This is a genomic window from Candidatus Omnitrophota bacterium, from assembly GCA_016929445.1.
In the GTDB taxonomy this organism is placed as follows: domain Bacteria; phylum Omnitrophota; class Gorgyraeia; order JAFGIU01; family JAFGIU01; genus JAFGIU01.
Genome location: JAFGIU010000065.1, coordinates 1 through 12,364, shown reverse-complemented (window position 1 = coordinate 12,364; position 12,364 = coordinate 1). Strand labels below are relative to the sequence as shown.

Below are 12,364 nucleotides of genomic sequence, written 5' to 3'. Positions count from 1 at the left end.
TGAACTGCGCAATTTGAGCCGCAATCTTGCTGTGGGCATTTCTCTTGGAGTTGTGGCGGTTGCCTATCAATGGTTCAACATCTCACATCTTAAGCAACTCGGCATTTTAGAAATCCCCCCTGTGTTCGATGCAGCGCTTTACCTCTATCAGAGTGTGGAAGGGTACCACGTACTGGTGAAGGAAGGTTTTTCCGGATTTCTAAAATTTGCGGCCGCAAGTTCTTCCATAAGAGCGCCTTGGTTCGAACATATGGCTGTTGTGACGTATCTTTTCTTCGGAGAGCCTAGCCGGGAGGCAGCTCTTTGGAGTCACCTGCCTTATCTGTTCGTTCTGTTGCTCACAGTCTATGCCTTGGGAAGGAAGGCTTTTGAAAGTCAGATTGCCGGGGTTTCTGCTGCTCTAGTCCTTCTTTCCTTCCCTGTTGTTATTAGCTATTCCAGGTTTTTTCAGACCGAGATCCCTTTGGTTACTTTTGTAGGGCTTACCCTCCTCTTGGTCATCAAATCATGGTATTTTGAGTCAGTGCCATGGAGTGCTGCTCTTGGAGTCGCTCTTGGCCTCTGTCTTCTCACGAGGACGATGGCCCCAGCCTATTATATTGGTCCACTAGGTATGGGCCTGTACTTGGGGCTCTCCCAGTCTGCGCACAAGCGCAGAGTTCTCGGAAATCTATTCCTTGCCTTGGGGATTGGGTGTGTTCTGGCGTCCTTGTGGTGGTTGCCCAATCTAGGCCCTGCCCTTGATTACTTGTTGGGTTATGGATACGGGGGGCGAACTTGGCTTTATGTGACATTGGGGCAGATAGAACCAGGGTTTGCAGAGCACGTGGTCCAGGTTCTTAAGGGGGTGTTTCTTACTGGGCTCTCTCCAGCCTTCCTCTGTTTAAGTCTTTTTCTATGTGTCGTTACCCTTGTCTTGAAAAGGCAATCTTTTGTTGAGGACCCCGAAGCTAAGCAAGTGCGATATCTCATCCTGGCTTGGTTGGTTATTCCGTTGCTTTTTCTTATTAGCACACGAGATTGGCATATTGAGTTTACCGTGGGTCTAATGCCACCAATGGCGCTACTGATCGGCGGCTGCCTCGCGCGCCTCAGGCGTTTGAGCAGGGTCGTCTTTGCTGCTTGTACTCTGTTGGTATTGGCTGCAGCGGGGGTCAATGTCTCACAGCTCATGTTTGGACAGGAACTACTTGAGTCTAAATCACGCTGGATTGTTGGGAGTGACTCAGCGGCTGTTTCGCATATGCTAGCGGCCTATCCTAACGGTGATGTGCATAGAGACAGGAATTGGCACCTTCAAGATCTCGCATCGGCTGTATTAGGCGCGTCCGCCGTCGAGTCTCCCAGACTGATGTTCTTGGTGGAGGAATTGTACTTCTCACCCTGCAGCATGCTCTATCTTCGAGCGGAGAATCAGTATCCCATTGAGATTGTCAGCAATCACCCTCCAAGCAAAGAATGGCTGCAAGAAAACCTTTCTCGAGTTCATTTCGTGGTCTCATATGGAGATAAGAGCTCCTATGAGCGGCGATTCACCCAGCACTTGGCCGTTGAACCGGCCGTTTTGAGAGAGCAAATGAAGTCCTCTGGGGCCCAGTTTGTCGATGTGGGGAGTTGGGAGCTGCCAAACGGCATGAGGGTTATCCTGTTTCAGAATCTGAGTGTGATTCCGGAGCGGATTGCTCCTGAATCAATGAGTGAAAGACGTAGCTTTGGATTGTTTCGGCTTGGAACCCCTTTTCGCGACACCATCCGAGAAAGTGCTGCATCTGATTCAAAAATGCTTTCCCGCTCCGCCTGAAAATAAGCTGGTTCCGCCAGGAATTCTGGACCCCAGAATCCACTTCTACAAAATCCACCGGATGAAAATAGGGGCTCAGATAGGGTGTAGTTCTCATAACCCACGACGAACAAAGTTTCTGATAGGTGAGTCCGAAATTTCGTGCCCAGACCCAGGAAACCGGCAGCCTCAACAGGGGAGTCACTGAAGCCGGGACTTTCCATACGTTACTGTGGAAAGAAGGAGTCCGCGCGGTAGCGAAGGAGTTGTAAAGTCCGGGCACCCATGTGGGGTGAAGTGAGGAATCGTATAAGAAACCTGCACTGGCCAAGACCGCAGGCTTGGGGCCCTGCATGCGTGGGGCTCGAAAGCCTTTGATGGAGCAGGCAAATCGATTCTCCAATTGGTCCTTCGCGGTGCCGAGCGCGTCTATTGCTTGAGAATCGGGCATTTGGCCGTAGCGATCTGCATGGTCCAATCCATGGCATGCGAGTTCGTGGCCTTGCGCCAAAAGCCTTCCGATAAGATCCGGGCATTCTTTTGCGAAGGTCCAGGTGGCAAAAAAGGTTGCCTTGATCGGGAATTCATCCAGAAGACTGAGTATGTGTTGGGTTCCGAGAATAGAAATCCTGCAGCATTCGTTCCAGGGCATGCTCAGTCCCACGTCCGCAGCGGCGAACTCTTCCAAGTCAAATGTGAGGAGTAGTTTGGGTGTGACTGGATGCTTTGGTGTATTGATGCGCAGACCCTCCGGCTTGGTAATGCTATGATATCCGAAAGGAGGACGCCTGTATGCCCCGTCCGAGTGTGGATGCCGTGGACCCAGCCGCAACTAAGTTTCGTACGGACTTTGCGGATAAGGTTGCCGGGACACCCTACCTGAGCATCATTGTTCCCTTTCATAATGAAGAAGACGTCATTGAGGAGTTTTACTCCAGGTTGGTGGAAGAGGCTGAATGCCTTCCCTGTGCGTTTGAGATTCTCTTTGTGGATGACGGGAGCGAGGATGCGACTTTTCGCAAAATGGAGGAACTAAAAAGAAAAGATCCTCACCTCAAGTTGGTAAAATTGCGCTGGAATTTTGGCCAGACTGCTGCAATTGCCGCGGGATGCGAGCGGGCCAAGGGTGAAATTGTCATTACCATGGATGGGGATCTTCAGCACGATCCCAAATACCTCCCGGAGTTCCTGGCAAGAATGGAGGAGGGTTGGGATCTTGTCAGTGGGTACCGCACAGACAGGAAAGGGGATCCGTTTTGGAAACGAAGGTTTCCTTCCTGGATTGCCAACCGGTTAATGGCCCGCATCTCGGGCATGAGGCTGCGCGATTTCGGGACCACATACAAAGCCTACCGGCGGGATGTGATCCAACACCTGCCGCTCTATGGAGACTTCCATCGCTTTATTCCGGTTCTATCCGGGTCGTTCAAGATGTCCGTGTGTGAGATCCCGATCAAGCAAGGGCTTCGCCCCAAAGGCAAATCCAAATATGGTTTGGAAAGGGTCCCCACGGTCTTTTTCGATCTAATCCGAATTCAATTTTTGAACCGGCATTTGGCTCAGCCTCTCCGGTTCTTTGGCGGGCTGGGACTCGGTTTTTTTCTTAGCGGATCTGGGCTGGCCGCATTTCTTCTATATGAGCGGTTCTTCCGCGGGGTCTACATGATCCGGGATCAGGGGGAGCTGTTCTTTCTATCCGTCTTCCTTATTTTTGTGGGCACTCAACTCGGCTGTCTGGGTCTGCTTGCGGAACTCAATGTGCGCCTGGCCTATCAAGGAAATCGCCACAAGAATTATATTGTTGAAAAGTGGATAAGTTGAGATGTGCGGGATTGCGGGATACTACAATCCCATCTCCTCTCCGGAGCGCACCCGCCAAATAGTCCTGAACATGACTCAAGCCCTTCGCCACCGCGGCCCGGATGACGAGGGAATCCATTTGAGTGGATCCATGGGTTTGGGTCATTGCCGGCTCAAGGTCATTGACCTTTCTCCGGCTGCTCACCAACCCATGGCCAACGAAGATCAAACTTTGTGGCTTTCCTATAACGGCGAAATTTACAATTTCCGCGAACTCCGGGCGGGTTTGGCCGCAAAAGGTCATCGGTTTCGGTCCCAGTCCGACGGGGAGGTTCTGCTTCATCTCTATGAAGAGCTCGGTTGCGATTTCTTGAAGCCGGTGCTTGGGATGTTTGCTGTTTCTCTCTGGGATGAGAAACGGCAGCGTCTCTTGCTGGCTCGGGACCGCATGGGCGAAAAACCGCTCCATTACGCTCAATTTGCAGGGGGTTTCACCTTCGCGTCGGAACTCAAAGCATTAAGAGCGGTGCCCGAACTCCCGTTGGAAAGGAGCACTCCCGCGTTGCGCACTTACTTGGGCTTGGGCTACATTCCCGCGCCTCAAACCATCTATCAGGGAGTTCATAAGCTGCTGCCCGCCCACTACCTGGTCTTTGAGAACGGCGAGGTCTACGAGAAGGCTTATTGGGAAGCTCCGGCGGAATTGGACCCCGGTCTCACTGAACGGGGCGCTGCGCAACTCTTGAGGCAGACCCTTCAGTCCGCTGTGGAGGCACAGCTTGTCTCAGATCGTCCACTGGGGGTGTTCTTGAGTGGAGGTCTTGATTCGAGCTCCATTGTGGCCTGCCAATCCAGGGCGGGGCAAAAAGGAATGAAGTCTTTTTGTATTCGTGTGCAGGGCAGGGGATTCGATGAATCCGATTACGCGAAACAGGTTGCCAAGATTTTTGGCACAGATCATCACGAGATTACGCTGGAGATCGATGCCGTCAAGCAGCTTCTGCCCAGGCTTTATGATGTGCTGGACGAGCCCTTTGCCGACTATGCGTTTATTCCGAACTATTTACTTTCGGAGTTTGCGAGCAGAGATGTGGCTGTTGTTTTGGGAGGAGACGGAGGGGATGAGTTGTTTGCGGGTTACCCAACCTACGTAGCGCACAAGATGGCGGAAGCTTATGTGAAGCTGCCACAGAATTTGCGCCGAGTGCTTCGAGCCGGCATAGCCAGGCTGCCCGTTTCCCACTCGTATTTGAGCTTGGATTTTTGCCTAAAACGCTTTGTGGATCATGCCGGGTTTACCAATCCAGAGAGGCACTATCGTTGGATGAGCTGCTTTAATTCGGAAATGCAAGAAGCTTTGCTCAGCGAGCCGGGGATGCCTGCCGATGGGGCCGGGGAACTATTCGAGCGCTTCTATAAAGAGCTTCCTTCTTCGAGGGATGAAGATTGGCTGGAAAGATTGCTTGCGCTGGAACGTCGATTTTTTCTGCCCGGCTACATGCTGACCAAAGTGGATCGCGCTTCGATGGCACATGGGCTCGAGGTGCGTTCCCCATTCTTGAATCAGGAGATGGTCAAATTTGCGTCCGCTGTTCCTGCAGCCATGAAAATACGGGGGATCACCACTAAGTCTTTGTTGAGAAGAGCCTTTTGCCAGGAATTGCCGAGAGAGATTTTGAACCGCAGAAAGCACGGTCTTGGGGTTCCCATTGCCCGATGGATATCAGGGCCGCTTAGAACTATGGTTGCATCCCTGTTGGGGCGGGACCGGCTCGAAGCCGGGGGTCTCTTTAGTCCCGTTTACGTCAGCCGGCTGCTTGCCGAGCATTTTAGTGCTAAAGCGGACCATTCCAGGCAGCTCTGGGCCCTCCTCATGTTTCAGCTTTGGTTGGACAAACATGGGGAGGGTGCCATCTCTTCCCATAGATCCAAGATGAAATCCTTTTCCTCCTGATTCCAGCGGTTGAAATATTTGATGTCAATAGGATCGGCGATTTGATAGCTGAAGTTATCGGGATCTCTTTGTCTTTGCCACTCCAACACCTCGATCAGGCGCAAGAAGCGCAATTTCCGAGTCAGCAGGGTGGACTCATTTGATTTCCATGCCCAGTGCGGATGGCCCTCGACCAGAGTCCCGGGTCTGGAGTTGAGATATTTTTGGTTCGGGTGAAAAGGATTTGCGCAGACGTTTGATACCGCATTCGGATGTTCCAGAAACCATCTGCGTGTCTCTTCGAAGTCCTCTTCGGTTTCAGTGGGATACCCGTAAATGATCCAAACCCCCGTCCTTATTCCCGCATCGGCAAAGAAGCGGACCGTCCGGTTTGCTAATTCAAAGGTGGAAGATTTGCCCATGTCTTTTTGGACTCGCGAGGAAAAGCTCTCCACCCCGATCGAAACCTGATACAGACCTGCTTTTTGGAGCTTCCGAACGTACTCGGGTGTGAGAAGCTTTTCCACTCTTGTGCCGTAGATGGTCCATGGAACATTGATACCCTCGGCAATGATGCGGTCGCAAAAGGATTCAAGTTCTCGGTAGGTGATGGGAGAAATCAGAGAGTCATCATTGAAGAGCAAGCTTTTCACAGGATAGCTGTTGAGATGCTGCTTGAGTTCGGCAAATACGGATTCTCCGGTGCGGGTGCGCTGGGTACGGTGATTCCATTTGTTGGTGCAAAAGCTGCAATCGAGGACACACCCGCGAGAAAAGAGCATAGCAAGCTGGCCCTGATGATATTCAAAGTCAAAATCCGAGTAATCCGGTATGGGGATCTGGTGGATATCCGGCAAAGGAGCGGGGCCTGTGTAGTTGTAACTGCCCGTCTCTGATTTGAACCACAGCTGTTTGACCTGGTCTGGGGAACTGCCGCTGTCGAGGGCCTGGAGAAGATCAACAATGGCCTGCTCTCCTTCCCCCTCGACCACAACATCTGAAAAGTCCAGGGCAGAGGAAATATGGTTCATTTCGTGGGCAGTGAACATTGAACCTCCCGAGACAATGAAGATATTAGGCAGCATCCTCCTCACCTCTGCGGCAACGAGGGCAGCCGTCTTGAAATTGGAATGGCATAGACTAAATCCAGCTACTTGAGGTTGAAACCGGCGGATTTGCTTGGCCCATGTTTGGTAGATTCCAGGATGCTGCGCGATATATTCTTCGGCCGGCAGATCGCCCATGGGTGAAAGGGTGCCTGGATTGTATTGCGAAGTGAAGTCCAGGGCAATGCACTCATGTCCAGCCTGGATGACGCTTGACTTGAGGTACCCAAGAGTCAAAGACGGAGTGCATGCGCGCCAAACGGGCATAAGGGAAAGGACTGTCTTCAGACGAAACCTCTTTCGTTTGCGCACTGCGCATGGCCCAATTTAGGCCAGCCCGGCGGCATTTTCAAGGCTTGGCTGGGCACTGGACACATGGCGCTCTGTGCACAATGAGGCTGCCTTTCGGCAATTGACACCACCTCCGCCCCGCACTAAACTACCCTATTAATAATTCCGCTTATCCTTCCCCCGGCTGCGCTGGGCAGGCTGCCCAGGATGACAGGGCAAAGGGCGTGGATGGCAAAAGAACGCGGGTTAGGAGATTCCAGTGACAACGACAGCGATTGAGAAAATTTTGGTTCCTTTGGGCGGTTCGGATTACAACGTTCCGACTTTGAAAGTGGCCTGTGGCCTGGCGCGCGACTTTACCGCCGAGCTCGTGGGTTTGCACGTCGAGGACATACGCATCAGCGAGGGGCCGGCTGTGATTAAGGACCCCATGACCATTTCCATGAATCCCTTTTATCAGGGGGATTCCAAGGAGATTGAAAAGCGGCTCAAAGAGCGCTCGGCAGCTGTGAGAAAGTACTTTAAGGAGTGCGCCGGCGTGTTTGGTGCCAAGGAAACCTTTCTGGCTAAGCGCGGCCTGGTAGCCCAGGAGATTCTCAATGTGGCCGAGGACTGCGATATTGTGGTCATGGGCAAGCGCGGAGAGCACGGGCAGTGGATCCGGCCCTGGCTGGGTTCCTCGGCCGTGCGGGTGATCCACTCGCTGAAGAAGACCCTGGTGCTTGTGGGAAAGAATGTATCTCCGGATTGGAAGAACTGCCTGCTTGTCTCCGTGGACGGGGACTTTGGTCAAGGGGCGCTTCACTTTGCCAAGACTTTGGCGACGCAGGGGAATGTGAAACTTCATTTGGTGAACCTGTTGGTGGATTCCGGGGAATCCGCCAAGGTGCAGTCCACGATCCAGGATATCCTGGGCGTGGGCGAGATTCCGACCACACACGTGTCGGCCAAAAAGGATGCTGTAGACGCCGTGAAACAAGCGGTTGCAGAAGCACAAGCCGAGGTGGTGCTCATGGAATCCATGGGTATCAAAGGGAAGAGTGTGGTGGCCCGCAGGCTTGAAAGCGATCTCCTGGATCAGATGGCCGCGAGTGTGATCCTTATTCGAGAATGAGCTCAAACTCCCAATCCCTTCGTTTGGCACTGCGCGTCACCGCGATCATTAGCGTGTTTTGGTGTATAAGCCACTGGTTTTTTCCAGTGGCTTATCATCGTTTTATGGGCTTTGGGAGCTATCCGGCAGACTCCGGCTTCACCCTGCTGGCCACTTATTTGATTGCGGCTTTGGCTTTGGGATACGCTTACGGCGCATGGAAGGCGGCTGCGGATCCGGCCGGGCACCGCACGGTGATTCACATGCTGCTTATCGGGGGTTTCTCGAGCTTCGGGGTTTTTCTTTTTCAAGCGATTCGCGCGGGCCTCCCTGCTCCCGAGTGGATTACCATTGCCGTCTTGGGGGTGTGCAGTTTGTGGGTACTGTTGTCATCGCGGGGAGCGTAAGCGACGTGGCGGTCTTTGCGGAACATAGGCGGCTACGGCTCGCAGTGCCTGCCTCGCCATGACGATGGGAGTTGGCTAATGGACTTCATCCAAAAACTTCGAAATCAACTGGGCGGCAAAGTCAGCACCGATGGTGCGGATCTGGAAGCGCATAGCGCGGACTTCGGCCGCATGGCGCGTAAAAAACCCAGAGTCGTTGTGCGTCCCGAGTCCACCGAGGACGTAGCCGTGGCAGTGCAGGTTGCTCGCGAGACGCGCACGTCTCTTGCGGTGCGCGGCCAGGCCCATTCGCAGAGCGGTCAGTCCCTGAGCGACGGCGGGATTTTGATTGACATGACAACCCTGAACAAGATCTTGGAAATCAGCAAAGACCGCACTTGGGTGCGTGTGCAAGCCGGGGTGGTGTGGAGTGATTTGGTGGGCGAAGTGCTGCAACAGGGTGCGGTCCCTCCGGTGCTTACGAACAATTTGGGCGTGACTGTGGGCGGCACGCTTTCAGTGGCCGGCTTGGGAATTTCTTCCTTTCGCTATGGTGCGCAGGGCGACAATGTGCTGAGTCTGAAAGTGGTGACCGGCGCCGGGCAGATGCTTGATTGTTCAGCCGGGGAAAACCTGGAACTCTTCAATGCGGCGCGCTCGGGCCTGGGCCAGTTTGCGGTCATCACCGAGGCCAAACTCAAACTCAAGCCCTGTTTTTCGCGCGTGCGCACTTACTACCTCTTATATGATGACTTGGAAACCTTTATGGCCGACTCCAAGCTTCTGATGGAAGAAGACCGCTTTGATTATTTGGAGGCCTGGTGTTCGCCTTGTCCGCAGGGCTTTAGAGGCCAGGGGGAGGAGCGCCAGGCTTTTGCCGAGTGGTTCTATCCCTTGCATGTTTCTGTTGAGTTGGATCCCGATGTGACCCTGGATGAGAACGCGCTGTTGAGGGGCCTGTCTTTTTACCGCAAGGCGCATGTGGAAGACTGGCCCATGGCCGGCTTTGTGCGGCGCCTGGAGTCCTTGTTTGAATTGTGGAAGCGAATGGGCTATTGGGACCGGCCGCATCCGTGGATGGAGACCCTCTTGCCGTGGGATGCCGCGCCCGCGTATATCTCAATGGTGCTGAGTCAATTGCCTCCGCATTTTTTGGGAGGCGGGCATATTCTCTTATGGCCTTCGCGCGGAAACACTTCACAGTTGCCTCTCTTCATGCGGCCGGAATCCGAGTATGTGATCGGTTTTGGTTTGCTGCCCGGCGTGCCTCGTGATGTTCTGGACATGGCCCTGGCGAAACTGCGGCTTGCCAGTGACTTGAGTATGCAGTTCGGCGGCAAACGGTATCTCTCGGGCATTGTGGACTTTGACGAGGAGCATTGGGAGAAGCATTTCGGGAATCTTTGGCCCGCCCTCAAATCCCTCAAAGAGAAGTATGACCCGGACCGGATTCTGGGCGGCTTCTTGCCTCTTTAAGCACCCTGTCTTGACTGAAAGGGCGCTCTGGACTATTCTGGCGCCCACTGTGTGATTTTATGGGGAGGATTCATCTAATGCAGCCGGGTAAAACCAATATTTTGGCAATGTTACTGATTGCGGCAGCTTTGCTTTTGGGTATGGGTATGGGCCCTGCCGGGGCGGCCGGCATGAGGTCGAGCAACGTAAAGTACTTCTATGTCTTTGGTTCGGAAGGGAGTCCCTATTTTGGGGCTTCCGGAACCCAGCAGGTTCTGTTTGTGCGGGTCTCCACTAAGGAGGCTGCGCCTCTTGAAATCCAGCTTTTTGATCCGGACACGGGCGGCGGTGTGGATGATCCCGTGGGTTCCTGGAACACGCGGACCCGCTTTTCGCTTTACGGCGGCAAGGGTGCGTTAACCGAGTTTGAGCCGGGCGGGGAAGAGCAGGCAAAGAACATCCACTCCGGCCAGTTGCTCGAGGAGCTCGAAACTGCGGAAAGTGATGATTTTGACAAGGAATGGGTCACCTTGGGCAAGTACACGATGGATCGCGGGGAGCGTATCGGTCCCTACAGCTATTTCAGGGTGGTGGCCGAGGGCCTGAGCGGGGATGACGGGAATCTTTTCGGAATACGGGTTCTGGGAGCCGAAGTCGAGCAGTTCTTCTTTAGGGGGAATGTCTACTTGGCACAGGCTAAGGGCGAGCGCATGCATTTTTATCCGGAGCTGCCCGAGGGGACCGAGCGTTTATACCAGTACAATTTCAATCTCGGGGCCAGCGAGGGCATTGTGCAGATTTTTGACGGCCGGCGTTGGCACTTGGCCGAGGGTTCGGAGCCAGCCAAATGGGCCCACACCCTTTTGGAGATCCAACCCACGGCCGAGGACGGCCGGCTCTATTACCGCATGACTAAGGAATCCGACCGCCGGGTCAATATGTCCTTCTTCCTCAAAACTTATGAGGGGTATCCGGTGCCGGTCTATTTTGTTCCCGAGGAGCCCGCCCCCAAATCCGAGAGTATTTTGGCGGAGCTCCTGAGTCCAAAGCCTGAAGAGACTCCGGAATCCGCGGCACCCATGGAAAGAGAGCAGCCCAAGGCGGCTGCCTCTGTGCAAAAGCCGGCTCCTGGGAGTGCCGGGCCCAGCCCCAAGACACCGCCCCCAACCCAGGCCGTGTCCGCAGGAATGCCTTCCAAAACGCAGCCCAAAGGGCCTTGCGACACCTTTAATTTTGACGCCACCAAGTCCTTTGATCCGGACAATCAGCGCCTGGTCTTTAACTGGGATTTTGGAGACGGGCAAAGTGAGGACAAGCCTAAGGTGGAACACCGCTATGCGGAGCCCGGGTTCTACACAGTGACTCTGACGGTGGCTGACGGGACGGCCTCGTCCCAGGCCACGCAGCGGGTTTTTGTCAACCACCCGCCCAAGATCACGGCGCGTATTCCGGATGTGGCTTGTGTGGGGAATTCTGTTTTCTTTGACGCCACAGGCACCACGGACACCCAGGGACAGGTCCTGACTTATGTGTGGGACTTTGGCGACGGAGAAAAGGCCGCCGGGGTGAGTGCCGAGCATCTTTACAAGAAAGGCGGCGTGTATGCCGTGACTTTGACGGTGCAAGACGATAGCCACACGATTTGTGATACCTCTACCTATACAAGCAAGATCCGGGTGAACACCGCTCCTGTGGCCGATGCCGGTAAGGATGTGATGATTGTGGCAAGCAAGCCGGATGAAATCTTTAAAGTGCGTTTTGATGCGGTTGCTTCCAAGGATGTGGACGGCGATGCGCTTTCCTACTACTGGGATTTTGGAGATGGCCAGACAGGCCAGGGCCGCAGTGTGGGGCACGAATACCCGCGCGGCGGGGTGTATCTGGTTAATCTGCTGGTGAGCGATGACTCGGGCACGGGTTGCGACTCGGCAACGGATGCAGTCAAGGTGACTCTCAACCACACGCCCGTGGCCGTGGCCGGTTTGGCCCGCACCGTGGCCGTGGGTGAGCCGGTGGAGTTCGACGCTTCCCAGTCCTCGGATCCGGACGGTGATTCATTGACCTACCGCTGGGACTTTGGGGACGGCCAGTCTGCCGAGGGCCAGAAGGCGCAGCACAAGTACGCCAAGGGCGGGAATTATTTGGCCACGCTTTGGGTGGATGACGGCCGCGGCATGGACGGCAGTGTGGTGAGTGCTACGGTTTCGGTAAAGGTGAACACGCCTCCGTCCGCCGTAATCAACGCGCCTTTGAAGGGCGCGGTGGGCATGGAAGTGGAGTTTGATGCCTCGGGTTCCGTGGACGCGGACGGGGACCGGCTCCAGTTTGCCTGGGACTTTGGCGATGGCCAGACTGCGGAGGGCAGGCGCGTCAAGCATACCTATCTCAAGGGCGGCAGCTACAAGGTTCGCCTGCAGGTGGATGATGCCCAGGGCCTCCCGGGTTCGGTGGCTCTGGCTCAGATGGAAATTTCCATCAATACGCCGCCATTGGCCAATGCCGGGCCGGACCTGAGTTGCG

General features: G+C 54.5%; 8 protein-coding genes. 7 read left to right on the top strand and 1 reads right to left on the bottom strand.

All coding sequences use genetic code 11. The features are described 5' to 3' along the window. Nucleotides 1-13 precede the first annotated feature (13 nt). From JW937_05760 to asnB, 3 genes are all read left to right on the top strand, one after another. On the top strand, nt 14-1,801 hold the full coding sequence (locus JW937_05760; protein MBN1586921.1) for a glycosyltransferase family 39 protein: 1,788 nt from the start codon (nt 14-16) through the stop codon (nt 1,799-1,801). 771 nt (nt 1,802-2,572) lie between these two features. Beyond that, entirely contained in the window at nt 2,573-3,601 is a 1,029-nt protein-coding gene (locus JW937_05755) for a glycosyltransferase family 2 protein (protein ID MBN1586920.1), read from the top strand. Between the two features lies 1 nt (nt 3,602). Next, complete coding sequence (asnB, locus tag JW937_05750) at nt 3,603-5,534, top strand: asparagine synthase (glutamine-hydrolyzing) (protein MBN1586919.1); 1,932 nt, start codon at nt 3,603-3,605, stop codon at nt 5,532-5,534. On the opposite strand, the gene JW937_05745 is transcribed toward asnB, so the two are convergent. Then, nucleotides 5,459-6,886 carry a radical SAM protein gene (locus JW937_05745; protein ID MBN1586918.1) on the bottom strand — a complete coding sequence of 476 codons (1,428 nt, stop codon included), beginning with the start codon at nt 6,884-6,886 and terminating at the stop codon, nt 5,459-5,461. The two genes, asnB and JW937_05745, sit on opposite strands and share 76 nt — an antisense overlap. Nucleotides 6,887-7,169: 283 nt before the next feature. Between JW937_05745 and JW937_05740 the strand changes: the two genes are divergently transcribed. The 4 genes from JW937_05740 to JW937_05725 form a co-directional block, all read left to right on the top strand. Then, nucleotides 7,170-8,024 (top strand): universal stress protein, encoded by an 855-nt coding sequence (locus tag JW937_05740; protein ID MBN1586917.1) that lies wholly within the window; start codon nt 7,170-7,172, stop codon nt 8,022-8,024. After that, complete coding sequence (locus JW937_05735) at nt 8,021-8,410, top strand: hypothetical protein (protein ID MBN1586916.1); 390 nt, start codon at nt 8,021-8,023, stop codon at nt 8,408-8,410. The genes JW937_05740 and JW937_05735 overlap by 4 nt, the downstream gene beginning before the upstream one ends. Nucleotides 8,411-8,488: 78 nt before the next feature. Then, nucleotides 8,489-9,865: an FAD-binding protein gene (locus tag JW937_05730; GenBank protein MBN1586915.1), complete on the top strand. Its 1,377-nt coding sequence runs from the start codon at nt 8,489-8,491 to the stop codon at nt 9,863-9,865. 77 nt (nt 9,866-9,942) lie between these two features. Continuing rightward, nucleotides 9,943-12,364: PKD domain-containing protein (locus JW937_05725; protein MBN1586914.1), on the top strand; the 2,422-nt coding region annotated here is incomplete at its 3' end.

Bases quoted from the DNA above. Each gene is read 5' to 3' on its own strand.
- JW937_05735 (MBN1586916.1), top strand. From the start codon at position 8,021: ATGAGCTCAAACTCCCAATCCCTTCGTTTGGCACTGCGCGTCACCGCG.
- JW937_05730 (MBN1586915.1), top strand. From the start codon at position 8,489: ATGGACTTCATCCAAAAACTTCGAAATCAACTGGGCGGCAAAGTCAGC.
- JW937_05745 (MBN1586918.1), bottom strand. From the start codon at position 6,886: ATGCCCGTTTGGCGCGCATGCACTCCGTCTTTGACTCTTGGGTACCTC.
- JW937_05755 (MBN1586920.1), top strand. From the start codon at position 2,573: ATGCCCCGTCCGAGTGTGGATGCCGTGGACCCAGCCGCAACTAAGTTT.
- asnB (MBN1586919.1), top strand. From the start codon at position 3,603: ATGTGCGGGATTGCGGGATACTACAATCCCATCTCCTCTCCGGAGCGC.